Source organism: Streptomyces sp. NPDC000410, assembly GCF_040300305.1.
In the GTDB taxonomy this organism is placed as follows: Bacteria; Actinomycetota; Actinomycetes; order Streptomycetales; family Streptomycetaceae; genus Streptomyces.
In genome coordinates, this window is the sequence record NZ_JBEPDM010000040.1 from 36,488 (window position 1) to 59,592 (window position 23,105).

Sequence of the window (23,105 nt, forward strand, 5' to 3'; positions counted from 1 at the left end):
ACTGACCATGCTCTGCACGAGGCTGACGAACGCCCACATCATCACCATGGACCCGGACCGTCCCGTCGCCCACGACCTGGGCATCTGGCGCGGCCGGATCGTCGGCCTCGACGAGGCCGTGACCTCGCTTCCCGCACGCGAGGTCATCGACCTCCAGGGCGCCACCCTGCTGCCCGGGTTCATCGACAGCCATGTGCACCTGGCCTGGACCGGGCTGAAGGCGGGCACCCCGAGCATCGCGCCCTGCGAGCGGATCGAGGACGTCCTCGCGGCCGTCGAGGAGATCGTCTCCCGCCCGTCCCCGCCCGGCGCGTGGGTGAGCATCTGCGGCTACGACCAGAGGGCCCTCGGGCGCCATCTGACCGCCGCCGAACTGGACCGGGTCAGCCATGGGCGCAAGGTGTACCTGACGCACGACTCGGGCCATGCCTGCGTGGTCAACAGCGCGGTGCTGGACCAGCTGCCGGCCGACGTCCCGCACGAGGACGGCCTCCTCGTGGAGGGCGCCATGAACGCCGCACGGCGGCTGCGCCTGCCGTACGCGCAGGAGGAACTCGCCGACGCGATCGAGCTGGCCGGACGCATGTGCCTCGCCGAAGGGGTGACCGCCTGCGCCGAGGCGGGCATCGGCGGCGGGCTCTTCGGCCACAGCCCCGTCGAACTCGGTGCCTACCAACTCCTGCGGGAGCGCGGCCGGTTGCCCCTGAGGATCCAGCTCATGGCCGCCGCCGACACGCTCCGGCCGCTCGTCGCCCACGAGAGCGACGGCATTCCGCGCGCCCTGGACCTCGGCCTGCGCACCGGGTTCGGTGACGACTGGCTCTCCCTGGGCGCGCTCAAGGTGCACACCGACGGCGGCATGATGGCGCGCACCGCCGCGCTCACGTCCCCGTACGAGGGCCTGGCACACGCCGGGCAGCTCCAGGACGACCCCGACCGTCTCACCTCCCTCATCGTGGACGGCCACCTCGCCGGCTGGCAGCTCGCCGTCCACGCCATCGGCGACCGCGCCGCCGACGTCGCGCTGGACGCACTGGAACGGGCCCAGGAACTGCGGCCGCGCCCGGACGCCCGCCACCGCGTCGAGCACGCCGGCCTGATCCGGCCGGACCAGCTGCCGCGCTTCGCCCGGCTCGGCGTCAGCGCCGTGGTCCAGCCCAACTTCCTGCGCTACTTCGGCGACGACTACGCGGCGGTCATGGGGGAGCGGCGCGCACCGTGGATGTACCGGGGCCGCGCGTTCCTGGACCACGGGGTCACGCTCGTGGGCAGCTCGGACCGTCCGGTCACGGACGGATCGCCGCTGCGGGCCATCCAGTTCATGGTCGAGCGCGCCTCCGAGTCGGGCCAGGTGATCGGCCCGGACGAGGGCATCACGGTCGACGAGGCCCTGCGCTCGTACACCGTCGGCGGGGCCTACGCCTGCCACTGGGACGACAGCGCGGGCAGTCTCACCCCGGGCAAGCGCGCCGACCTGGTGGTGCTGGGCGACGATCCACGGCGCGTCAGCCCCTCGCGCATCGGTGACATCGACGTGGTGGCGACGTTCGTCGACGGCCACGAGACCAAGGGGGCGGCACTATGAGCACGGACAGCGTGACGGCCGATGCCGTCGAGCACTACGCGTACCTCTGGCAGACCTCCCCGTACCCGGTCCGGTGGGCCATCTGGAACACCGTGGACGGAACCATGGTCTTCGACAGGCAGATCAACTGCCCGGTGGGCATCGACGACGAAGCGACCCTGCGCGAGATCGTGAGCCGCATGCGCGAGGCGGGCGTGCCGGAGAGCGACGACTACCCGGGTCGCCCGTGCGGGTAGGGACGTTCTCGGACCTGACAGGGGTGCCCCGCTCGTGTGCGTTCGCACGCGCGCGGGGCACCCCTGTCAGATCCGGCGGGAGAGTCAGCTCCCCTCGGTCTCGAAGGTACGCAGCAGATCGGCGGCGACACTCACGGCGATGGTCGCGGGTTCCTTGCCGGTGATGTCGGCCAGCCCGATCGGGGTCTTGATCCGGTCGATGGTGGCCTCGTCGTGACCGCCCTCGGTGGCGAGGCGTTTGCGGAACCGCACCCACTTGGCCGCCGACCCGATCAGCCCGATGGAGCCGAGGTGGTCGGTGCGCAGAGCGGCGTCGCACAGGGCGGCGTCCTCGGCGTGATCATGGGTCATGATCAGAATGTGGGTGCCGCGAGGCAACTCCGCCAGCACCTCCTCGGGCAGCAGCGGCGTGTGATGCACGTGCACCTGCGCCACCGCGTCCGCCAGCACGTCGAGCCGCTTCTCGGTGAGGAGGTCGGAGCGGCTGTCGATCAGATGGAGGTCGAGGTCCTGACGTGCCAGGATGCGCGCCAGTTCCAGCCCGACGTGCCCGACGCCGAAGATCGCCACCGCCCGTACCACCGGCAGCGGTTCGAGCAGCACCGAGACCGTGCCGCCGCAGCACTGCACGCCGTGCTGATTGACCACCTTGTCGTTCAGGGCGAAATCCATCAGCTCCGGCTCCGGCTCGGACGCCGCGATCATCTCCCGGGCCCGGTCGATGGCGACGGCCTCGACGTTGCCGCCACCGATCGAGCCCCATGTGTCGGTCCGCCCCACGACGAGTTTCGCGCCGGCGTCGCGCGGGGCGTGGCCGCGCACGGTCGCGACGGTCACCAGCACGCCCGAGTCCCGGCGTGCCCGCAACCGCGCGACCGCGGCGACCCACGTCATGTCAGGCACCGCTCAGCGCTTCTGCGTCGGTCCGGACCCGGCCGTCGGCGGCGTGCCCGCTTCCGGCGTGGCCGCCCGTGGCCGACCCGTCGCGGGCCGCACCGTTCGGGGAGACCTCGCCCTGGCGAGCCGCCTGGATCGCCCAGTACACCGCCTCCGGCGTCGCGGGCGAAGCCAACTCGACGCTGACCCCGCTCGGCCCGAACGCGGCGGCGGCCTGCCGCAACGCCTCCCGCACCGAGAACGCCAGCATCAGCGGAGGCTCGCCCACCGCCTTGGACCCGTACACCGCGCCCTCCTCGGTGGCGTTCCGCAGCAGCGTGACGTTGAACTCCTCGGGCATCTCCGAGAAGCTCGGCAGCTTGTAGGTGCTCGCGGCCTGGGTCAGCAGCCGGCCGCGGTTCGGCCCCTCACCGGCGTCCCAGCGCAGGTCCTCGAGCGTCAGCCAGCCCGCGCCCTGCACGAAACCACCCTCGACCTGACCGATGTCGATCATCGGCGACAGGCTGTCGCCGACATCGTGCACGATGTCCACCCGCCGGATGCGGTACGCGCCGGTGAAGCCGTCCACCTCCACCTCGGCCGCGGCGGCGCCGTAGGAGAAGTACTTGAACGGCGAGCCGTGGAACGCCTTCGCGTCCCAGTGCAGACCCTCGGTCCGGTAGAAACCGGCCGCCGACAGCTGGACCCGCTGGAAGTACGCGGTGCGCACCAGGTCGTCCCAGGCCAGCTCCTTGTCGCTGCCCAGGGTGCGCGCGACGCCCTCGACGATGCGCACGTCCGAGGCGTTCGAACCCAGCTGGGTGGCGGCCACCTGCAGCAGCCGCTCGCGCAGCTGCTCACAGGCGTTCTTCACCGCCGCACCGTTGAGGTCCGCCCCGGCACTGGCCGCGGTCGCGGAGGTGTTGGGCACCTTGTCGGTCCGCGTCGGGGCGAGGCGCACCTTGTGCAGAGGGATACCCAGCGTGGTCGCGGCCACCTGGAGCATCTTGGTGTGCAGGCCCTGGCCCATCTCGGTGCCGCCGTGGTTGATCAGGACCGAGCCGTCCTTGTAGATCAGCACCAGCGCGCCGCCCTGGTTGAAGGCGGTGAGGTTGAACGAGATCCCGAACTTGATGCCGGTGATCGCGAGGGCCCGCTTGGTGTGCGGATGCGCGGCGTTGAAGGCGGCGATCTCGCGCTTGCGATCGGCGATGCCGCCGTTGTCCTGGACCTCCTGCCAGACGGCGGAGATCCGTTCGGGCTGACCGACGAGCTGCCCGTACGGCGTCGACTGACCCCGCCGGTAGAAGTTGCGCTCCCGCAGCTCCATCGGATCGAGGCCGAGCAGCGGCGCGCACCGGCCCATGATGTCCTCGATCACGAGCATGCCCTGGGGTCCGCCGAAGCCGCGGAAGGCGGTGTTGGAGACCTTGTTGGTCCTGGCGATGCGACCGGCGATGCGGGCGTTCGGAAGCCAGTAGGTGTTGTCGATGTGGCACAGCGCACGGGCCACGACCGGCTCGGACAGATCCAGGCTCCAGCCGCCGTCCGCGGTCAGGGTGGCGTCCAGGGCCTGGATGCGGCCGTCGGCGTCGAAGCCGATCTTCCACTTGGCGTGGAACCCGTGCCGCTTGCCGGACATGGTCAGGTCCTGGGTCCGGTTGAGCCGGACCCGGACCGGCCGTCCGGTCAGCTTGGCGCCGAGCGCGGCGACGGCCGCGAAGCCGTGCGGCTGCATCTCCTTGCCGCCGAAGCCGCCGCCCATCCGCAGACACTGCACGGTCACCTCGTGGCTGTGCAGGCCGAGTACGTGCGCGACGATCTCCTGGGTCTCCGAAGGGTGCTGGGTGCTGCTCTGGACGAACACCTGCTCGGCCTCGTCGATGTAGGCCAGCGCCGCGTGCGTCTCCAGGTAGAAGTGCTCCTGATCGGAGAACTGGAACTCGCCGGTGAACACGTGCGCGGAGTCGGCGAAGCCGGCGTCGACGTCGCCGGTCAGCATCACGGGCCGGGCGCCGTGGAAGCTTTCGGCCGCGATCGCCTCCTCCAGCGTGATGATGGAGGGCTTTTCGTCGAGTTCCACCTCGACGGCCGCCGCACCGAGCCGGGCCGCCTCCAGGGTCTCGGCGAGCACCCAGGCGACCGCGTGGCCGTGGAACATGACCTCGTCGGGGAACAGCGGTTCGTCGTGCTTCATCCCGGCGTCGTTGACACCGGGCACGTCGGCACCGGTCAGCACGCGGACCACACCGGGCACGGCGAGCGCGGGCTCGGTGCGCAGCGCGGTGATCCTGCCGTGGGCCTTCATGACCTGGACCGGGTAGGCGTGCAGCACGTCCTTGGTGCGATGGACCAGGTCGTCGGTGTAGAGCGCGGTGCCGGTGACGTGCAGGACGGCGCTCTCGTGCGGCATCGAGACGCCGACGACGGCGTTCTCGGGGCGTTCGGACAGATGGCTCATGACGACACCGCCTCGGTGGTTCGGGCGTACAGCTTCAGCAGGCTCTGGCCGAGCATCGCGGAGCGGTACTCGGCGCTGGCGCGGTGATCGTTCATCGGCGTGCCCTCGGCCCGCAGCACGCGGGCCGCGGCCTCGACGGTCTCCGCCGACCACGGCTCGCCCTCCAGGGCCGCCTCGGTGGTAAGGGCACGGATCGGGGTGGCGGCCACGCCGCCCAGGCCGATGCGTGCCGTGCGGACGATCCCGTCCTCGATGTCGAGCGCGAAAGCGACCGCCACGCTGGAGATGTCGTCGAAGCGCCGCTTGGCGATCTTGTGGAAGGCCGTGACGGGCGACAGCGGCAGCGGGATGCGCACGGCGCGGATCAGCTCGCCGGGACGGCGCACGCTCTGCCGGTAGCCGGTGAAGTAGTCCGCCAGCGGGACCTCGCGCTCACCGTCGGCGTCGGCGAGCACCACCGATGCCTCCAGCGCGAGCAGCACCGGCGGGCTGTCACCGATGGGGGATCCGGTACCCAGGTTGCCGCCGAGGGTCGCACCGTTGCGGATGAGCCGGGACGCGAACTGCGGGAACAACTCCGCCAGCAGCGGTACGTCGCCGTCGAGGCGGCGTTCGATCTCGGTGAGCGTCAGCGCCGCCCCGATCTCGATGTGGTCGGATTCGACGCGCAGCCCCCGCAGTTCGGGCAGCCGGTCGAGGGCCACCACGCAATCCGCCCGGCGGGAACGGATGTTCACCTCCACACCCCAGTCGGTGGAGCCGGCGACCACCACAGCGTCGGGCCGCTCGCGCAGCAACCGCAGCGTTTCGGCCAGGGTGTTCTTCCGCAGGAACGCGCTGTCGTCCTGGGTGTATTCGGTGGCGACCGGTGCGGGCGGGGACTGCTCGCGACGCTGCGCGAGCGGGTCCTCGTCGGCGGGCGTACCGACGGCGAACGCGGCATCGCGAATCGGGCGATAGCCGGTGCAGCGGCACAGGTTTCCGCTCAGCGCGTGCAGATCGAAGCCGTTCGGACCGTGCTCGGGGTCGGTGCCGGCGGCCGGTCCCGAGTCCGCGTCCGAGTCCGAGCCCGTGTGCGACTCCGCGTGTGCGCAGCGGTCGGGCCGGTAGTACTCGGCGGCCATGCTGCAGATGAATCCCGGTGTGCAGTAACCGCATTGGGAGCCGCCGCGGACCGCCATCTCCTCCTGCACCGGGTGCAGGGTGGGCGGCGTACCGGGTTCGCCGGCGGTGGCGAGACCTTCGGAGGTGATGATCTCCTGACCGTCGAGCGCCGCGACCGGGACCAGACAGGCGTTGACCGCCACCCAGTCGGTGGGCTTGTTCACCCCGGGACGGGCCACCAGGACCGAACAGGCGCCGCATTCACCCTCGGCACAGCCCTCCTTGGTGCCGGTGAGGCCACGCTCGCGCAGGAAATCCAGCGTCGTGGTGTGGGGCGCAGCCGGTGAAATCGGTGTTTCTTTCCCGTTGACCGTGATCCGCGCCGCTACCATGACAGGCCTTCGTTTCGGTGCGCGATCGGTCGATGCATTATGTTCGCCAATTTCAGGCAGCTTTCTGTGTTCAGACGCGCCACGTCAGAGGAGTGGGCGCAAAACGGCACGCAACAGCATGGTGCCGGGAAATGGTGACGGGAAACCTGGGGAAATGTGCCGCGGACGGGCACATCAGAACGGCGCGTTCAGCAGCCGTGCGCGATTCGACCCGGAACCCAGACCGTGTGACGGGCGAGGCGACGCAGATCAGAGCTGGTGTACATCCGCCGGTCGCCTCCTTCCGGTAGCCATGGGTCGACGTCAACCGCAAAGTAGTGGCTGGACCCACAAGAGGTCAAGGGGCTGACCTCGCTCTCCCTGTAGGATCCACCGGGTCGAGGCCGGGATCCCGCCTCCGAAACTCACCCCGGCCGACTTCGGCGTCGCGATCGGTTTGCGGGTCCGTCCGGATCAGAAGCACGTGGTCGCGCCGGTCATGAATTCTCCGGCCGAGGCATATGTTCATCCCGGCACGGCTTGCCCCGCCTCATCCTCGACGGTGACCGTCCCGTCGGTTTCCTCGTGGGATTCTCCGACGTCGACTGGAGGGGCGACGGAACGGGCACCGGCATCCGCGCGCAGCGACCGCGTTCGCCCCCGCGACAGGCCAAGGACGGGGAGTCTAGAGTTAGGGCAGCCTAACCTAACTAAGACTCGCGTCGCGGGCCGAAGGAGTGGAGTGAGAGTGACGGAGGCCAAGACCTACCGCGATCCCTGGGGCATTCCGCATCTGCGTGCGCCCGGAGCTCTGCAACTGGCCTTCGGCCAGGGCGAGAACGCAGCACTGGACAGGGCCTGGCAGATCGAGGTGGAGCGGCACCGCTCCCAGGGCACCACCGCTTCGTTCCTCGGCGCGGACGCCGTCCCCTGGGACCGGTTCGCCCGCCGGGCCAGGCTCGACGACACCGCCCGGCGTTGCTTCGACCGCCTCGACGAAGACACCGCCGCATGGGTGTCGGCGTACGTCGACGGGGTGAACGCGGGGCTGGAGCGGGGAGCCGCCGCCGCACCCGAGTTCGCGGCCACCGGCCTCGTTCCGCAGCCCTGGCATCGGTGGACGCCGCTCGGCGTCTGGCTCGCCCACCACATCCTCTTCGCGGGATTCCCGACCAAGCTGTGGCGCGAGGAGGTCTCCCGGCGGCTCGGCGACGAGGCCGTCGAACTGTTCGCCACGGACGACCCGGGCACCGCGGGGTCGAACGGCTGGATGGTCTCGGGGGACCGCACGGCGAGCGGCGCGCCGCTCATCGCGGGCGATCCCCACCGCTTCATCCAGGACCCCGGGTTCTACCAGCAGATCCATCTCTCCTGCCCGGAGTACGACGTCGTCGGCTTCGCCGTCCCCGGCGTACCCGGTATCGCCCACTTCGGGCACACCGGAACCGTGGCCTGGGCCATCACCAACGCCATGTCCGACTACCACGACCTGTACGAGGAACGACTGCGCCGCGCGGACAGCGGTATCGAGGCGCTCGGGCCCGAGGGATGGCGACCGGCCGTCCAGCACCGGGAGACCATCGAGGTGGCGGGAGGCTCACCGGTCGAGATCGATGTGATCGAGACGGAGCGCGGCCCGGTCATCATCGACGGCCTCGACGACGCACCGGGTACGGAGCCGGGGCCCGCCGCCGTGCCCGGAGGGACAAGTCTGCGCTATCCGCCGCGCGTCACCGCGGACCTCGGTTTCGCCGCGATCCCCGCCCTCATGCGGGCGCGCACGGTCGCGGACGTGGACCGGGCGCTCGACCGCTGGATCGAGCCCGTCAACGTCGTGCACGCCGCCGACTCGTCCGGAGAACTGCTGCACCGGGTGGCCGGATACGTGCCTGTCCGCCATCGCGACAACCGGCTGCGGATCGTGCCCGCCTGGCAGCGGGGCCACGAATGGCGCGGGCGCCACGACACCCCTCGCGCCGAGGTCCACGACATCGCCGTGATGGCGAATGCCCGGGGCATCGCCGCGCCCCTCGGCGTGGAGTTCGCGCCGCCGTACCGTGCCGACCGAATCGACGCCCTGCTGCGGGAGTCGCGGGACTGGTCGGCCCACGACATGGCGGCCGTCCACATGGACACGTATCTCGCGGCGGCGGGGCCACTGCTGGGACAGGTGGCACGACTCGGCGATCTCGCCCCGGACGCCGAGCGGCTGAGGACACGTCTGCTGTCCTGGGACCGCCGTATGGACGCCGACAGCATCGCCGCCGCGGACTACGCCCGCCTGCGCTCGTCCGTCGCCCGCCGGGTCGCCGCCGCGCCACAGCTCAAGAGTCTCGCCGAGCCCCTGCCCTATCCCACGGTGTTCGAGCCCTGGCTGACGCTCACCGCGAAGGTCGCCTTCGCGCTGGAGAACCTGCTGGCCACCGGCCGGCTGCCCGGCCTCGACGTCCCGGGAATCGTCCGCGCGGCGATGGGCGACGTCGCCGCAGCGGAACCCGTCCCCTGGGGCACGCTCCATCGCCTCGCCCCCGGCCGGGTCCTCCCCGCAGCCGAGGACGAGCCGTGGCCCGGACTGGGAGGCGACCACGACTGCGTCCTGGCCACCTCGAGCACACCCGGCGTCACCGACCTCAGCCCGCGCGGCCCGTCGGCCCGGTACGTATGGGATCTCGCGCACCGCGAGAACAGCCTGTGGATCGTCCCGCTGGGCGCCCGCGGCATCCCGGGGGGCGCACACCACCGCGACCAGCTGCCCCTGTGGCTTCGCGGCGAACTCGTACCCGTCATCACGGATTTCGCCCAGCTCACCGAGGAACGCGGCGTCCGGCTCCCGAGTGCTCCTGAGCGCTCCCGAGTGACGGAACACCCGTCATAGAGGACAGAAACTGACCTGTATGCGAGGCATGCTTTCCCCATGACGACATTCCGTGGCCTCGCCACCATCCGCTACCACGCCGACGACCTGGCCGCCGCCCGTGCCTGGTACTCCGAAGTCCTGGGTGTGGAGCCGTACTTCGAGCGCGACGATTACATCGAGTTCCGGCTCGGCGACCACTCGCAGGAGTTCGGCATCTCGCGCACCCCGTCCGCCCCGGCAGGCGTCGTCGCGTACTGGCACGTGGACGACGTCGACGCGGAGCTCGCGCGGCTGCTGAAGCTCGGGGCGAAGGAGCACGAGCCGCTGCGGAACTACGGCGACTTCCGCGCCGGAGCCGTGCTCGACCCGTTCGGCAACATCCTCGGTGTGATGCACAACCCGCACTACCTCGAGGTGCTGGGCGAACGCGGCTGAACCGGCGTCCTCGACGGTCCGGGCCGGCGGAGGCCCCGGGTCCGTCCGGTCCCGGGGCGTTCACTTCCTCGGTTGCTACTTCTTGAGCTCGTCGAGGCAGAGCACGAACTGCTTGCCCGAGCTGCGCCGGCCGCCGCGGGTCTGCTCGAGGTAGCCGACGTCCGACTTGCCCTCGCACTTGGTGGTGTCCAGGGTGTCGGGGATCACCTCGACCACCTTGTACGTGGCCAGGGCGTCACCGCACTCCACCACCTGCAGTTCGGGCGACACCGTGGTCCCGGTGTTCTTGAGGCAGTCTCCGGCCTCCGCGTGGTCGGCGTCGTCCTGGCTCAGGAAGTAGCCCACCGCGATCATGATGACGGCGGCCACGATGCCGATGCCCTTGAGGATCTTCATGAAGCCTATGCCCCCGCCCCGGGACGGCGGTGCCGGCGCCGGCGGCGGTGGTGCGGCCCACTGCTGCTGCTGTTGCTGAGGCGGCGGCTGCATCTGCATGTGCTGCTGCTGGGGCGGGTACGGCTGCTGCGGCTGCTGCTGCGGATAGCCGTACCCCGGCTGGGGCGGGTATCCCTGCGGCGGCTGCTGCGCGTACGGGCCGGGCTGGCCGTATGGGCCGGGCTGACCGTACGGGCCAGGGCCTTGCTGCGGCGGAAAGGTCATGCGGGAGTCCCCCGTGAGCGCGTTGAGGTGCGTCTTTTGACGCGAGCACGCTATAACAACCGCTCACCACCCCCTAAATGCGGGAGCGTTTGCGGCAGCGAGCGCGCCCAACTCCTCAGCGACGCTTCCCGATGACGTAGGCGAGGCCCCAGGCCGCTGCGGCGGCGACCGCGAGACCGAGCAGGGAGAGCCACTCGGTGCCGCTCTGACTGCCCCACCATGCCTTGGCCGGTATGAACGGGTCGACCTCCATCATGTCGCCGATGGCGGGGACCCCTTGGCCGTCGGCGATGATGAGTGGAATGGCGTTGGTGTAACCGAAGAAGGTACCGAGCGGGGCGATGACGGCCCCGCTGATCTGGGCGCCGGTGCTGCGGCGGCCCACCAGGCCGATCAGCACGCCCACCGCCGCTCCGTTGAGCAGGCCGTGGAGCACGTAGAGGGTATGCGCCGTCTCGGCCGACTGTTCCTCGTAGGTGGCCAGCGTGATGCCGGTGTAGATCACCGAGACGACGACCGAGGCGAGAAACCCGAGGAAGGAGGCGCCGACGGGGTGCCCGGACCTCGGCTGCTGCCCGAAGGGTGCGGGCTGTGGGGGGTACGGCTGGCCGGGCTGCATCTGCATCTGCGGCTGCTGCCAGGGCTGCATCGGCGGCTGCGCGGGGGGCATCGGCGGTTGGCCGGGCTGCTGGTTGTACGGGTTGTGCTGCGGCGACTGGAACTGAGGCTGGCTCATGGATCCCCCGTTGAGCAAAGAAGGCAGGGGGAGCAAAGCTATCAGCGAGTGATCGGCCTTCTTCATGGGTGGGGGTGACGGGGCGGCACGGCTGAGGCGGTCCCGTCCGTGTACGCCGATGGACATGTCAGCCATGCCGGTTCGAAGAAGAACTCCGGCCGGAGGCGAATCCTTTCCGGACCTCCCCGCCTCTTGTCTGTGTACCGGCCGAACGGGCCGGCGGAACCAGGAGGAAACACCCATGATGGTCACTGGCCTCGTCGTGATCGGAGCCCTGCTCGTGGGCGCGTGCAGCTGGCACCTGATGCGGCGCTACAGGAGCCGAGGCTGACCGGCGCCCGCGCGCGGGACGCCTTCCGGAACGAGTCGCAGATGAACCAACGCTTCCCCTGGCCGGACGAGCGGCTGATCAAGGCCGCTCAGGACGGCGACGTCACATCGCTCACCACCGTCGTCATGGAATCGCAGCCCCATGTGCGCAAGTTCGCCCTGTCACTGTGCGCCTCGCCGCAGGACGCGGAGGACGCGGCGCAGGAGGCGCTGATCATCCTCTACCGGAAGATCGGCACCTTGCGGGCCTCTGGCGCGCTTGCCTCATGGATGTTCCGGATCGTGCGCAACGAATGCCTCCGGCAGGTACGGCTGCTCGTCTCGCGGAGCGACGAGGCGTCGGCCGAACCGGAGGCGACCGCGGAACGGTCCGCCGAGGACGCGGTGCTGCACAGGCTGGAGGCGGAGCGGATCGCGGCCGCGGTCGGCGCCCTGCCCCGTGACCAGCGGCAGGTCCTGATCATGCGGGACGTCCAGGGCCTGCCCGGCAGGACCGTCGCCCATGCGCTCGGCCTGAGCAACGCCGCGATGAAGTCGCGGCTGCACAGAGCGCGCGCGGCGCTGCGTCACTCGCTGGCAGCAGCCGACCAAGCACCCGTCACAGCACCCCACCAAGCACCCGACCGACCAGTCGAAGGAGATTCACGACCGTGAACGCCGTGAACACCGTGAAGCCCGCGCAGGGCGCGCATACGGACCGGGCCACCGCACCGTCCGCGGCGACAGGGACGAACTTCGCCAGCGCGTCCGTCCCACGCCACCTGGCGCGCGGCGCCATCGGCTTCGGGCTGATCATCGGCTCGATCGCCCTGGTGCCCGTCGCCGGCCCGGCCACGCTGCTGGCGGCCCCGTTGGCCCTGATCGCCTTCCGCGGCTGCCCCACCTGCTGGATGGTCGGCCTGGCGCAGACCATCTCCCGCGGCCGTCTGGAGCGCAGGTGCGCGGACGGCGTCTGCACCCTCACCAAGGCACATCCGGCGGCGAAGGCCACGGATGAGCCGACAGTGCGACACGCGGCCTGACCACACATCATCCGCCGCACGGCTCCCTACACTTGGTCATGTGCCTGACAGCAATGCACCGCACCACTCCCATGAACGGCACCACACCCCAAAGGGAGCGATCAGCACATGACCAAGCCTGAGAGCGCGGGATACGACTACGACGTCGTCATCAGCGGAGCCAGCCTCGCCGGCAGCGCCGCGGCGACTCTGCTCGCTCGGCGCGGTGTCCGCGTCGCCCTGCTGGAACGTCGCTCGGACCCCGAGGCGTACAAGGTGCTGTGCACCCACTCCATAACGGCCAACGCCCACCCCGTGCTGGACGAACTCGGCCTCGTCCCCGCCCTGGAGAAGGCGGGAGCAGTCCACAACGACGCCCGCTGGTACACCCGCTGGGGATGGATCGAGCCCAGGGCCGCGCAGGCGGGCCCCGAGCTGCCGTACGGGTACAACATCCGTCGCAGCACCCTCGACCCGTTGATCAGGGCCCATGCGGCGCAGACCCCCGGCGTCGATCTGCTCCTCGGTCACCAGGTGGCCGGGCTGGTCCGGGAAGCCGGACGCACCGTCGGGGTGCGCGCGTCGACACCGCAGGGCGAGCGGGAGATCAGGGCCCGCCTGGTGGTCGGCGCCGATGGCAAGGACTCGGCCGTGGGGAAATTCGCCGGGCTGCCTGCCCGTCTGCACGAGAACGAGCGGTTCGGCTATTTCGCGCACTTCCGCGGCCTTCCGCTGCACGGTGGGGTCAGCCACACATGGTTCCTCGAGCCCGACATGGCGTACGCGTTCCCCAACGACGACGGGGTGACGGTCATGGCGGTACTCCCGGACAAGAAGCGGCTGCCGGCCTTCCGTGAAGACCTGGAGGGCAGCTTCCTCGCATTCATCCGTGCCCTGCCCGAGGCTCCGCCCATCGACTCCGCCGAGCGCATCACGAAGATCATCGGCATGGTCGACTACCCGCTCCAGAGCCGCAGGCCGACCGCACCGGGCGTCGCGCTCATCGGCGACGCCGCCCTGACCAGCGATCCCTTGTGGGGAGTGGGATGTGGGAGTGCTCTGCAGTCCGCGCAATGGCTGGCAGAGGGGGTCGCCCCGGCCCTGACCGGCCGGGGAGACCTCGACAGGTCGCTCGTGGCGTACGCGCGCAGACACCGTCGCGGGCTGAGCGGTCACCAGTACATGGCCGCCGACTTCGCCAAGGCCCGCCCGTTCAATCCCCTGCAGCGGCTGATGTTCTCGGCGGCAGCACGCGACGAATCGATGGCGCGGCACATGCATCTGTTCGGATCCCGCATGATCGGTCCGCTGCGTTTCCTGAACCCGGTGGCAGTGGCCAAGGCTTCGGCGGCCAACATCAGGCATCGCTGGGCGGCCGCGTCACCCGCACGGTGAGCTGCCCCACCGATGCCGCGGTGTCCTGAGGCAGGGTCACGGTGACCGTCAGGCCCCCCGTGGGGCGGGGACGGGCGGTGACCTCGCCGCCGTGGGCGCGGGCCACCGAGCGGACGATGGACAGGCCGAGGCCGGCGCCCTTGGCGGTGACGAGGCGTTCGGTGCCGAGGCGGCGGAACGGTTCGAACAGGGTGGGAACCTCGTAGGACGGTACGTCGGGGCCGGTGTTGCTCACTTCGACCTCGGCCCGGCCGTCCTCGCGGGTGCGACTGGTGACGCGTACCCATCCGCCGTCGCCGGTGTTGTGCCGGAGACCGTTCTCCACGAGGTTCTGGACGAGCCGTTCGATGAGCAGGGCGTCCCCGGTGGTGGGGGCCGGGCCGGCGTCCTCGTGCAGGGTGATCCCGGCCTTCGCGGCCTCGGGGCCGCTCTGGGCGGTCACATGGGTGACCACGTCCGCGAGGTCGAGGTTCTGCCGCTCGGGGATGTGGTTCTCCGAGCCGGCCAGCAGCAGCAGTCCGCCGATGAGCCGCTCGTGCCGGTCGTTGATCTCCAGAAGGTCCTCACCGAGTCGTTTCACGTCGGGGGAAGCGGTCTTGCGGTGCATGGCCAGTTCGACGAGGGCGCGCCCCACGGTCAGCGGGGTGCGCAGTTCGTGGGAGGCGTTGGCCACGAAGCGGCGCTGGCCGTCGAAGGACCGGTCGAGCCGCTCGACCATGAGGTCGAAGCTGTCGGCGAGGTCCTTCACCTCGTCGTCGCGGCCGTCGAGCGCGATGCGCTCGTGCAGACCCCGGTCGGCGGCCGGGGCGGAGGCGATACGGCGTGCGGTGTCGGTGACCCGGTGCAGGGGGGCGAGTACCCGGCCGGCGATGAGCCAGCCGAGGCCCGCCGCGACGCCGCCGACGAGGGTCAGCGCGATGCTGCCCTGGGTGATGAGCGAGGCCGTGGCGGCATCGTGCAGTCTCTTCTGCTCGCCGGCCACCCAGTTGAGGCTGTCGGACCGGGCGTCCTGCCGCGGGGCCGCGTTGCCGCCGGAGTCGGAATGGACGCTGAGGCCCCCGCCCCGGTCGAGCTGCTGGGCGAACAGGACGTAGGTGACAGCGAGCAGGACGACGCCGGCGGCGAGGAACAGCCCGCCGTAGACCAGGGTGAGCCGGGCGCGCAGGGTGAGCCGGGCGCGCAGGGTGAGGCGGCGCTTCTTCATGGGATCCGGTACCCCACTCCTGTGACGGTCTCGATGACGGGCGGGTCGCCGAGCTTACGGCGGAGCTTGAGCACGGTGAGGCGGACGGCCCCGGTGAAGGGGTCGGTGTGCTCGTCCCACGCCTTCTCCAGGAGGTGTTCGGTGGAGACCGCCGCCCCGTCGGCGCGCAGCAGCTCCGTCAGGACGGCGAACTCCTTCTTCGCCAGGGGTACGTAAAGGTGGTCCCGGAACACCTCGCGGCGTGCCGGGTCCAGGGTGATGCCACGGCGGCGGAGCACCGGCGGCGCGGCCGGGCGGGAGCGTCGGCCGAGTGCGAGGACCCGGGCGGCGAGCTCGGGGAAGGCGAACGGTTTGGTGAGGTAGTCGTCGGCGCCGAGGGAGAGCCCGGCGACGCGGTCGGTGATCTCGCCCGCCGCGGTCAGCATCAGCAGCCGTGCCTGACTGCCGGATGCGACGAGTTGGGCGCAGACCTCGTCACCGTGCACCAGGGGAAGGTCCCGGTCCAGGATGATCACGTCGTAGTCGTTGACGTCTGCCCGCTCCAGTGCCGCGGCGCCGTCGTGGGCGACGTCGACCGCGTGGGTCTCCTGCCGGAGCCATTCCGCGATCGCCTCGGCGAGCAGCCGCTCGTCCTCCGCCACCAGCAGCCGCATCTCGTTGCCGTCCTTCCCTCGGGGCCGCCCGTCCCGCGGGCCGATACTTCTCGTGCCCATGGTTGTCCAAGGGGCCGTTTCCTTCTCGTAAGCGATCGTCCACGGGGGCTGCGAGGTCGGCGGCCCCGACGGGGAAACAGTGAGGTAACGGCACCAGGAGTTGCATCCCTTCCGTCGGTCGGCACCCCGCCGGCCATAGGCAAGGAGATGCCTCACATGCCTCGTGTACGTACCCCCGCCTTCTTCGCGGCCCTGCCCCTGGCCGCCCTGGCTCTGACACTCACCGCCTGCGGGTCCGGGCCCGACGGCCCCGGGGTGGCCTCCGCGAACGGTGGCACCAAGAGCCCGACGAGCACCGCCGCTCCCGGCCTGAGCCGGGACGAGATGAACGTGCGGTACGCCCGGTGCCTGCGGCAGCAGGGCCTGGACGTGGCGGACCCCAAGCCCGGTCAGGGCATCGGGCTCTCCGTCGACGGCTCGAACAAGGAGAAGGCCGAGAAAGCCGTCGAGGCGTGCCGCTCGGTCGCACCGCCGGCACCCGCCGACCAGAACGACTCCAAGGACCGCAAGGCCATGCTCGACCTCGCGCGGTGCATGCGGGAGAACGGCGTGCCGTCCTTCGCCGACCCCAAGGAGGGCCAGGGCATCGACATCGGCCCCGCACAGGCCGAGGACCCGGACTTCGAGAACGCCTGGAAGAAGTGCGGCGGCGCCCAGGGCGAGCGCCAGGGCGCGGGGAGCGCTGCCCAGTGACGATCGCGCAACCTCATGAGCCCTTCGGTGAGCAGCCGTCGGACCCACCGCCGCCCCGGCGAGGCCGGCGGCGACACCGCACACGACGCGCCACGATGGTGACGGCCGCCGTCCTCGTCCTGGCCGGGGGTGGCGCGGGCACGGCGGCCTTCCTCGCCCCGGACGGCAGCGGCGAAGCCGGTGACAAGGCGGCGAGCGGTCTGCCTCCCGCGACGGCCGAAGTGCTGCGGCGGACGCTCAAGGACACCAGGACCGCTGACGCCCAGCTCGGTTTCGGTAGGGAGCGGACCGCGGCCGGCCGGCTTCCCGGCACCCTCACCCGGCTGCCGAAGCCGGGAGCGGAGATCACTCGCGGCAAGGTCCTGTACGCGGTGGACAACCAGCCAGTGGTGGTGCTGTACGGGTCTCTGCCGGCCTACCGCGCCCTGGCGGAGGGCTCCGAGGGGCCCGACGTCAGGCAACTGGAGGAGAACCTGGCCGCGCTCGGCCACACCGGGTTCACTCCCGACGAGGAGTACACCGAGGCGACGGCGAAAGCAGTCCGGCGGTGGCAGGACGACCTCGGCCTGAACAGGACCGGGACCGTGGAGCTCGGCCGGGTCGTCTTCACCGCCGACGCGATCCGAGTCGCCGATCTGGAGGCGGAGGCGGGGGACCAGACAGGACCGGGCCGGAGCGTGCTGTCGTACACCGGCACCGCCAACGCCGTCACGGCGGAGCTGGACAGCTCCGACCGGCGGCTGGCCGAGCAGGGCAGTCCCGTCGGGGTCACGCTCCCCGACGGAGCCGTGGTCCACGGCACCGTCGCCGAGGTCTCCACCGTGTCCAAGCCCGCCGAGGGGCAGAAGAAGGCGGAGACGAAGATCAGAGTGATCGTCGCCTTGGCGGATGCCAGGGCCCGCAAGGCCGTCCGTGCGTACGACGAGGCCGGAGTCCACGTGACCTTCACCGCGGACACGCGCGAGAACGTCCTCACCGTGCCGGTCTCCGCGCTGCTCGCCCTCGCCGAGGGCGGCTTCGGCGTGGAACTGGTCAAGGGCTCGACCTCGACGTACGTCCCCGTCACCACGGGGCTCTTCGCCGACGGCCGGGTGGAGATCTCCGGCAGCGGCATCTCCCAGGGCGCCGAGGTGGGGATACCCAAGTGATCACCCTCACCCATGTGACCAAGACCTACCCCGGCGGAGTGACCGCGCTCGACGGGGTCTCCCTGACCATCGGCCCCGGTGAACTCGCCGCCATCGTCGGCCCCTCCGGCTCCGGCAAGTCCACGATGCTGAACCTGCTCGGCACCCTGGACCGGCCCACCACCGGTCACGTACACGTCGCGGGCCACGACGTCGGCGCACTCTCGGACGCCGAGCTGTCCGCCCTGCGTGCCTCCCGGATCGGGTTCGTCTTCCAGCAGTTCCACCTCGCGGCCGGCACCTCGGCCCTGGACAACGTGGCCGACGGACTCCTCTACCGCGGGCTGCGGCCGGCCGAGCGCAGGCGCCGCGCGGCGGCGGTGCTCGACCGTGTCGGGCTCGGCCACCGCATGGACCACCACCCGCACGAGCTGTCCGGCGGCGAGCGCCAGCGCGTGGCCATCGCCCGTGCGGTGGCCGGCGACCCGGCGCTCCTGCTCGCCGACGAGCCGACCGGGGCGCTGGACTCGGTGTCCGGCCAGGCGGTGCTGCGGCTGCTGCGCGAGCTCCATGCCACCGGCACCACCGTCGTGATCATCACCCACGACCGGGAGCTCGCCGCGTCCCTGCCGCGCCAGGTGCGCATGCGCGACGGCCGGGTCATCGAAGACGTACGCCAACAGCGGGCCCCGGTAGCGGAGGTGAGCCCATGACCACCGACGCCCTGCGGCCGGCCCGGATGCGGCCCGGCGACGTGGTCAGGGTCGGCGCCGCGGGCCTGCGGACCCGCCCGACGCGGGCCGTGCTCTCCGCGCTGGGAATCGCCATCGGCATCGCCGCGATGGTCGCCGTGGTCGGGGTCTCCTCGTCCTCCCGCGCCGAGCTCGACCGCACTTTGGCCACCCTCGGGACCAACCTTCTCACCGTGGCCCCGGGCGACACCCTGACCGGTGGCACGGCCCAACTCCCGGCCACCGCGGAAGGGATGATCGCGCATATCCGGCCGGTGACCTCCACGTCGGCCATCGGCAAACTCCCCGATGCCGACGTCTTCCGCACCGGGAAGATCCCCGAAACGGAGAACGGCGGCATCACCACGTACGCGGTACGCACGAGCCTTCCCGCCGCCACCGGGGCCGGGCTGCGCAGCGGCACCTGGCTCAACGCGGCGACCGGCAGATATCCGGCGACCGTGCTCGGGACCGAGGCCGCCGAGCGCCTGGGCGTCGGCCATGCCCGCCCGGACACCCGCGTACTGATCGGCGGGCGGTGGTTCACCGTCATCGGAATCCTCGAACCGGTCGCCCTCGCCCCGGAGCTCGACGCCGCGGCCCTTGTGGGCTGGCCGACCGCCGAGACCGTACTGGGCTTCGACGGCCGGCCCACCCGCGTCTACGTGCGCAGCGCGGACGGAGACGTGGAAGCGGTCAGATCCGTCCTCGGCGCCACCGCCAACCCCCAGGCGCCGAACGAGGTCAAGGTCTCCCGGCCTTCCGACGCCCTCGTCGCCAAACAGGCCGCGAGCAAGGCCTTCACCGGCCTTCTCCTCGGCCTCGGCGCGGTGGCCCTGCTCGTCGGCGGCGTCGGCGTGGCCAACACGATGGTCATCTCGGTCCTGGAACGCCGCGCCGAGATCGGCCTGCGCCGCTCCCTGGGCGCCACCCGGGGACACGTCCGCACCCAGTTCCTCGCCGAATCCCTGCTGCTGTCCGCCCTGGGCGGGGCGGGCGGCGCACTGCTCGGGGCGGCGGTGACCACCGGGTACGCCCTCTCCCAGGACTGGACGGCGGTGATACCCCCCTGGGCGGTCCTCGGCGGCATCGCAGCCACCCTGGCCATCGGCACGCTGGCCGGCCTCTACCCGGCAGTTCGCGCCTCGCGGCTCCCGCCCACGGAGGCCCTGGCCGCGCCGTGACAGGCGCACCGGCAGGCCCCGGCCACGGATCCCGGCCTGCCGCCTCGTACGGAACGAGGCGGCAGGCCCGAGGCGGTTCCGGACGGTCACTCCACCCGGCTCACCCGCCAACCCCACCTGATCCCGCCCAGAACGTGCACGACCGCCCGACCCGACCGGTCCTTGGTCCCGGTGTCGTGCGTCAGGAACGTCTCGGCCCGGAACTCCTCGTCGAGGTCGACCCTGGCGTCCAGCGAGATCTGCGAGGTGTCGTGGAAGTTGCAGACCTCGGTGCCGTGGATCGAGGTCAGGCCGCCGTCCATGTAGAAGGGGTTCGCCCTGCCGATGTTGTCGACCTCGTGCCGGTTCTCGATGGTCCCGGACTGGCGGACCACCTGGATCCAGCGCAGGGTCTCGTGGATGTCCGGATCGCCGGCGCGCGTGTCGGGCTCGTACACGACGTACAGCCCGCCCCCGAACGTGGTTCCCCACTGCTCCGGTGTCGCCTCGGTGGCGAAGACGCTGTACGACTGGACGCGGAACTCCCTCTGCCCCCGGAAACCGCCCACGTAGCGGAACGCGTAGTGGGAGCCGAACGCCGCGCCGAGGGTCTGCTCGAAGCCGACGGCCGGGTCCGCGGGAACGGCCTCGTAGACGGGGTCGGTGGAGGCCCCGCCCTGCCCGGACGGGAGGAGGGCCACGCGGTGCGGGGCGCCGTTGAAGGTGAAGTCCTTGGAGACGGTGTGCCCGCCCAGCGACCCCGTCGGCTTGCCCGGCGTCTCCGGCCAGCCGGTGGGCTGACTCGGCCGGTAGTCGAGCACAAGGTGCCGACCGGCCGTGTCCCGCCGCTTCGGCGCGGCAGCAGCCGGCACCGACACCAGACCGGACAGCCCGACGGCGCTGCCGGCAGCGAGCAGGGACCTTCGCGACACTCGTGGGCGACTGACTGAACTCATGGCGAAACCTCGCGATCATGACGCGGGCTCGATGCCCGCGGCGGGGCACCGTGACCCGCCGCGGCCATTCGAACGGACACGAAGTTTCCCGAGCGTTACCCGAGCCGGCCGACAACGGGACGTGGAAGCCCGGGACATGACGGGGCGTGACCCGCATCACATCCTGTCACGGTGATCGGTCGCGCGGTGTCTTGAGGCCGAACACCTGGAACGGAGGAGACACCATGCCGCGCACGACGAAGCGCCGCAGCGAGGCGTACGTCGGCACGCTCACCCGCGCCACCTCCGCGACCCCGCTCACCCTGCGCTGACGCCGTCGACCGGACACCACGAGAGGACCCACCATGACCCGAGCAACCACGACGGCGCCGAGCGGACTCACCTTGCTCAGGACCGCGGCAGCCCTGCAGACCCTGACCCTGTTCCTCCAGGCCGCCACCGCGGGAATGCTGCTGACTTCGTCCCGCGGGTATCTGATGCACGACATCGGCTCGAAGGTGATGTACGCGGCAGCGCTGCTGTACGTGCTCGCCACGATCCTGGCCTGGCGCCCCGGCGGCGGCTCGCCCCGCCCCATCCTCCACTCCACCGGCTTCCTCGTCCTCGCGTCCGTACAGGTCGTCCTGGGCGTCGCCCACATGCCTTCACTCCATGTCCCCCTGGGTGTCCTGATGTTCGGCCTCAGCCTTCTGGCCCTCCGCCGCGCCCTGTCCGGCCACCTGCCGGCCCCCTCCACCACCGGGGCGTAGCCGCCGCCGACCCCTAGGGCGTGTTGCGAAAGTCCCTCCTGGCCCGCGACGCCTGGCACGCACGCTCGCTGCGTTGTCGGAGTCATCCAAGTACGTCCAGTACGAGGATGATCCTCCGCCTTGCGATCGCACGCACCAGACGCCGCAGGCCCCGCCCTCCGGGCGGACGGAGCTACTTTCGCAACACGCCCTGGACGTCGGCGTGCACCGGCCCGGTCCCCGTCATGACGTCGGCACACGCAGGTCAGCCGGTCCCCGTTGGAGTTCTGGCTCGGCTCGCTGGGCGGCTCCTACTCCACCAACGCCGGCGCCGCTGCCCGGCGCAGGCGCACACCGCCACCGCCGCCGCCGCGTACGCGGTGGTCGCGGCTCCGTAGCCCACCGCGGGGCCCGCCAGGTAGGCGACCGTGCCGGCGAGGGCGACGCCCAGCCACTCCCACCGGCCGTCGAGCGCGACGAGGGCGACGAGCAGCAGGGCGTACCAGGAGTAGCCGGGGGTGAGGAGCAGGAACGCCGACCCGAGGGTGACCAGGGCTCCGCTCCACGGGCGTTCGGGATCGCCGTACCACCAGACGGCCACCGCGACCGCCGTCAGGGCGAGGGCCACGGCGGGAAGGGCCCACGCGTCGGGCAGGACGAGCCGCAGCAGGGCGTAACGGCCGCCCGCGGAGGCGTCGTCGTAGCCCTCTTCCCGCGCGTATCCGCCCAGGTAGCCGAGGACGGAGCCGTCGGACAGCAGGACGTACGGCAGGTAGAGGGCCCCGATCGTCGCCGCCGTGGGCACCAGCACCGCCAGGACGGTCCGGGGCCTCCGTACGCCGGACAGCGCGCCGGGCAGCAGGACGGCGGGCAGCAGTTTCGCCGCGATGGCGAGGCCGAGCAGGATGCCGCCGGTGACGCGCCGACGCGGGACGACGGCGAGGGCGGCGACCGAGAACAGGACGGCGAGGACGTCGACGTGCGCGTTGTTGACGGCCTCCACGGGGACGGCCGGGCACCACGCCCAGAGGGCGGTCCGGCGGGGGTCGCCTCGGCGGCGAAGCACCGCGACCAGCAGGCCGGTCACCGCGAGTGAGAGGACGGCGGCGCCGCTCTGGAACGCCTTGTGGCGGGCGTCGGCCGGGGAAATGACGTGGACCAGGAGGAACCAGCCCTCGGCGGCCGGCGGGTAAATGGTGTGCACCGCCGGCCGGTTGATCCGGGTGCACCGGCCGTCCCCGAGCGGCGAGAGAGCGTGGCCGTGCGCGCAGGTGTCACGCTCGGGGAACAGCCATCCGTCGCGCAGCCCCGCCAGGGCCGGGTCGTCCGGTGCGTGGTCGTACGGGGAGATTCCGGCGGCCTGCACCCTGCCGTCCCACGCGTACCGGTACGAGTCCGTGCTCGTACGCGGCCCGGCCAGGAGCCCGGTGGCGGTGACCGCGACCGCTCCGGCGATCACGAGGGGGACGACCGCGCGGGCGGGGACCCGGCGCAGGGCCACCACGGCTGCGGCGAACAGCGCCCAGCACCATGCGTATCCCGCCAGGAAGCGGACCCCGAGCGCGTCCCCGCGCAGCAAAAGGGTCAGCGCGGCGGTCAGGGCCGCGAGCAGCACCGCGGTGACGACGAGCGGGCGGGCACGGGTGGTCATGGGCGCAACCTGGCAGTGGGCTCGGCCGGCAGGCCGCCGACCCGGCCGGGCGTTCGGGATTCGTAAGGTGCCGAACCGCCCGCGCGGCTGCT

At 71.4% G+C, this 23,105-nt stretch carries 21 protein-coding genes; 12 read left to right on the forward strand and 9 right to left on the reverse strand.

Going from position 1 to position 23,105, the window contains the following annotated elements; translation table 11 throughout:
- Positions 1 to 7: 7 nt before the first annotated feature.
- Positions 8 to 1,585, forward strand: a complete 1,578-nt coding sequence (locus tag ABT342_RS29200; RefSeq protein WP_351580344.1) for an amidohydrolase — start codon at positions 8 to 10, stop codon at positions 1,583 to 1,585.
- Positions 1,582 to 1,821 (forward strand): hypothetical protein, encoded by a 240-nt coding sequence (locus ABT342_RS29205; protein ID WP_351580347.1) that lies wholly within the window; start codon positions 1,582 to 1,584, stop codon positions 1,819 to 1,821. The genes ABT342_RS29200 and ABT342_RS29205 overlap by 4 nt, the downstream gene beginning before the upstream one ends.
- 84 nt (positions 1,822 to 1,905) lie before the next feature.
- Here ABT342_RS29205 and xdhC read toward each other — a convergent pair whose 3' ends face one another.
- The 3 genes from xdhC to ABT342_RS29220 are packed head-to-tail and all read right to left on the reverse strand — an operon-like array spanning position 1,906 to position 6,654.
- Positions 1,906 to 2,715 (reverse strand): xanthine dehydrogenase accessory protein XdhC, encoded by an 810-nt coding sequence (gene xdhC, locus ABT342_RS29210; protein ID WP_351580351.1) that lies wholly within the window; start codon positions 2,713 to 2,715, stop codon positions 1,906 to 1,908.
- A gap of 1 nt (position 2,716) precedes the next feature.
- On the reverse strand, positions 2,717 to 5,158 hold the full coding sequence (xdhB, locus tag ABT342_RS29215; protein WP_351580353.1) for a xanthine dehydrogenase molybdopterin binding subunit: 2,442 nt from the start codon (positions 5,156 to 5,158) through the stop codon (positions 2,717 to 2,719).
- Positions 5,155 to 6,654 (reverse strand): xanthine dehydrogenase small subunit, encoded by a 1,500-nt coding sequence (locus tag ABT342_RS29220; protein ID WP_351580355.1) that lies wholly within the window; start codon positions 6,652 to 6,654, stop codon positions 5,155 to 5,157. The genes xdhB and ABT342_RS29220 overlap by 4 nt, the downstream gene beginning before the upstream one ends.
- 721 nt (positions 6,655 to 7,375) lie before the next feature.
- Between ABT342_RS29220 and ABT342_RS29225 the strand changes: the two genes are divergently transcribed.
- Positions 7,376 to 9,508: a penicillin acylase family protein gene (locus tag ABT342_RS29225; RefSeq protein ID WP_351580358.1), complete on the forward strand. Its 2,133-nt coding sequence runs from the start codon at positions 7,376 to 7,378 to the stop codon at positions 9,506 to 9,508.
- A 39-nt stretch (positions 9,509 to 9,547) separates the two neighbouring features.
- A complete protein-coding gene (locus ABT342_RS29230; protein ID WP_351580361.1) occupies positions 9,548 to 9,925 on the forward strand; it encodes a VOC family protein in 378 nt (125 codons plus the stop codon).
- Between the two features lie 75 nt (positions 9,926 to 10,000).
- On the opposite strand, the gene ABT342_RS29235 is transcribed toward ABT342_RS29230, so the two are convergent.
- On the reverse strand, positions 10,001 to 10,585 hold the full coding sequence (locus tag ABT342_RS29235) for an LppU/SCO3897 family protein (protein ID WP_351580364.1): 585 nt from the start codon (positions 10,583 to 10,585) through the stop codon (positions 10,001 to 10,003).
- 115 nt (positions 10,586 to 10,700) lie between these two features.
- Positions 10,701 to 11,321 (reverse strand): ABC transporter permease family protein, encoded by a 621-nt coding sequence (locus tag ABT342_RS29240; protein ID WP_351580367.1) that lies wholly within the window; start codon positions 11,319 to 11,321, stop codon positions 10,701 to 10,703.
- 372 nt (positions 11,322 to 11,693) lie between these two features.
- Here ABT342_RS29240 and ABT342_RS29245 point away from each other — a divergent pair, with 372 nt between their 5' ends.
- The 3 genes from ABT342_RS29245 to ABT342_RS29255 all read left to right on the forward strand — a co-directional run bounded on the left by ABT342_RS29245 (position 11,694) and on the right by ABT342_RS29255 (position 14,047).
- Complete coding sequence (locus tag ABT342_RS29245) at positions 11,694 to 12,305, forward strand: RNA polymerase sigma factor (protein ID WP_351580370.1); 612 nt, start codon at positions 11,694 to 11,696, stop codon at positions 12,303 to 12,305.
- A complete protein-coding gene (locus ABT342_RS29250) occupies positions 12,302 to 12,673 on the forward strand; it encodes a hypothetical protein (protein WP_351580373.1) in 372 nt (123 codons plus the stop codon). The genes ABT342_RS29245 and ABT342_RS29250 overlap by 4 nt, the downstream gene beginning before the upstream one ends.
- 108 nt (positions 12,674 to 12,781) lie before the next feature.
- Entirely contained in the window at positions 12,782 to 14,047 is a 1,266-nt protein-coding gene (locus tag ABT342_RS29255) for an NAD(P)/FAD-dependent oxidoreductase (RefSeq protein WP_351580376.1), read from the forward strand.
- Here the strand turns inward: ABT342_RS29255 and ABT342_RS29260 are convergent.
- Together ABT342_RS29260 and ABT342_RS29265 are read right to left on the reverse strand one after the other, a co-directional pair.
- Entirely contained in the window at positions 14,010 to 15,251 is a 1,242-nt protein-coding gene (locus tag ABT342_RS29260; RefSeq protein ID WP_351580379.1) for a sensor histidine kinase, read from the reverse strand. The two genes, ABT342_RS29255 and ABT342_RS29260, sit on opposite strands and share 38 nt — an antisense overlap.
- Positions 15,248 to 15,904 (reverse strand): response regulator transcription factor, encoded by a 657-nt coding sequence (locus ABT342_RS29265; RefSeq protein ID WP_351580424.1) that lies wholly within the window; start codon positions 15,902 to 15,904, stop codon positions 15,248 to 15,250. Before ABT342_RS29265 ends, ABT342_RS29260 begins: the two co-directional genes overlap by 4 nt.
- Before the next feature lie 216 nt (positions 15,905 to 16,120).
- Between ABT342_RS29265 and ABT342_RS29270 the strand changes: the two genes are divergently transcribed.
- From ABT342_RS29270 to ABT342_RS29285, 4 genes are all read left to right on the forward strand, one after another.
- Entirely contained in the window at positions 16,121 to 16,657 is a 537-nt protein-coding gene (locus ABT342_RS29270) for a hypothetical protein (protein WP_351580382.1), read from the forward strand.
- Between the two features lie 95 nt (positions 16,658 to 16,752).
- On the forward strand, positions 16,753 to 17,805 hold the full coding sequence (locus ABT342_RS29275; protein ID WP_351580385.1) for a peptidoglycan-binding protein: 1,053 nt from the start codon (positions 16,753 to 16,755) through the stop codon (positions 17,803 to 17,805).
- Positions 17,802 to 18,497, forward strand: coding sequence for an ABC transporter ATP-binding protein (locus ABT342_RS29280; RefSeq protein ID WP_351580388.1), 696 nt, complete (start codon positions 17,802 to 17,804; stop codon positions 18,495 to 18,497). The genes ABT342_RS29275 and ABT342_RS29280 overlap by 4 nt, the downstream gene beginning before the upstream one ends.
- Positions 18,494 to 19,699: an ABC transporter permease gene (locus ABT342_RS29285; RefSeq protein ID WP_351580391.1), complete on the forward strand. Its 1,206-nt coding sequence runs from the start codon at positions 18,494 to 18,496 to the stop codon at positions 19,697 to 19,699. Before ABT342_RS29280 ends, ABT342_RS29285 begins: the two co-directional genes overlap by 4 nt.
- An 86-nt stretch (positions 19,700 to 19,785) precedes the next feature.
- On the opposite strand, the gene ABT342_RS29290 is transcribed toward ABT342_RS29285, so the two are convergent.
- Complete coding sequence (locus ABT342_RS29290; protein WP_351580394.1) at positions 19,786 to 20,634, reverse strand: hypothetical protein; 849 nt, start codon at positions 20,632 to 20,634, stop codon at positions 19,786 to 19,788.
- 344 nt (positions 20,635 to 20,978) lie between these two features.
- On the opposite strand from ABT342_RS29290, the gene ABT342_RS29295 reads away from it, so the two are divergent.
- Entirely contained in the window at positions 20,979 to 21,383 is a 405-nt protein-coding gene (locus ABT342_RS29295) for a hypothetical protein (protein WP_351580397.1), read from the forward strand.
- Between the two features lie 244 nt (positions 21,384 to 21,627).
- On the opposite strand, the gene ABT342_RS29300 is transcribed toward ABT342_RS29295, so the two are convergent.
- Positions 21,628 to 23,013: a glycosyltransferase 87 family protein gene (locus ABT342_RS29300; RefSeq protein WP_351580400.1), complete on the reverse strand. Its 1,386-nt coding sequence runs from the start codon at positions 23,011 to 23,013 to the stop codon at positions 21,628 to 21,630.
- Positions 23,014 to 23,105 lie beyond the last annotated feature (92 nt).

Excerpts from the sequence above, each read along its gene's own strand:
- ABT342_RS29200 (WP_351580344.1), top strand. The coding sequence starts at position 8 with ATGCTCTGCACGAGGCTGACGAACGCCCACATCATCACCATGGACCCG.
- ABT342_RS29205 (WP_351580347.1), top strand. The coding sequence starts at position 1,582 with ATGAGCACGGACAGCGTGACGGCCGATGCCGTCGAGCACTACGCGTAC.
- xdhC (WP_351580351.1), bottom strand. The coding sequence starts at position 2,715 with ATGACGTGGGTCGCCGCGGTCGCGCGGTTGCGGGCACGCCGGGACTCG.
- xdhB (WP_351580353.1), bottom strand. The coding sequence starts at position 5,158 with ATGAGCCATCTGTCCGAACGCCCCGAGAACGCCGTCGTCGGCGTCTCG.
- ABT342_RS29220 (WP_351580355.1), bottom strand. The coding sequence starts at position 6,654 with ATGGTAGCGGCGCGGATCACGGTCAACGGGAAAGAAACACCGATTTCA.
- ABT342_RS29230 (WP_351580361.1), top strand. The coding sequence starts at position 9,548 with ATGACGACATTCCGTGGCCTCGCCACCATCCGCTACCACGCCGACGAC.
- ABT342_RS29235 (WP_351580364.1), bottom strand. The coding sequence starts at position 10,585 with ATGACCTTTCCGCCGCAGCAAGGCCCTGGCCCGTACGGTCAGCCCGGC.
- ABT342_RS29240 (WP_351580367.1), bottom strand. The coding sequence starts at position 11,321 with ATGAGCCAGCCTCAGTTCCAGTCGCCGCAGCACAACCCGTACAACCAG.
- ABT342_RS29245 (WP_351580370.1), top strand. The coding sequence starts at position 11,694 with ATGAACCAACGCTTCCCCTGGCCGGACGAGCGGCTGATCAAGGCCGCT.
- ABT342_RS29255 (WP_351580376.1), top strand. The coding sequence starts at position 12,782 with ATGACCAAGCCTGAGAGCGCGGGATACGACTACGACGTCGTCATCAGC.
- ABT342_RS29260 (WP_351580379.1), bottom strand. The coding sequence starts at position 15,251 with ATGAAGAAGCGCCGCCTCACCCTGCGCGCCCGGCTCACCCTGCGCGCC.
- ABT342_RS29265 (WP_351580424.1), bottom strand. The coding sequence starts at position 15,904 with ATGCGGCTGCTGGTGGCGGAGGACGAGCGGCTGCTCGCCGAGGCGATC.
- ABT342_RS29270 (WP_351580382.1), top strand. The coding sequence starts at position 16,121 with ATGCCTCGTGTACGTACCCCCGCCTTCTTCGCGGCCCTGCCCCTGGCC.
- ABT342_RS29275 (WP_351580385.1), top strand. The coding sequence starts at position 16,753 with ATGGTGACGGCCGCCGTCCTCGTCCTGGCCGGGGGTGGCGCGGGCACG.
- ABT342_RS29285 (WP_351580391.1), top strand. The coding sequence starts at position 18,494 with ATGACCACCGACGCCCTGCGGCCGGCCCGGATGCGGCCCGGCGACGTG.
- ABT342_RS29290 (WP_351580394.1), bottom strand. The coding sequence starts at position 20,634 with ATGAGTTCAGTCAGTCGCCCACGAGTGTCGCGAAGGTCCCTGCTCGCT.
- ABT342_RS29295 (WP_351580397.1), top strand. The coding sequence starts at position 20,979 with ATGACCCGAGCAACCACGACGGCGCCGAGCGGACTCACCTTGCTCAGG.
- ABT342_RS29300 (WP_351580400.1), bottom strand. The coding sequence starts at position 23,013 with ATGACCACCCGTGCCCGCCCGCTCGTCGTCACCGCGGTGCTGCTCGCG.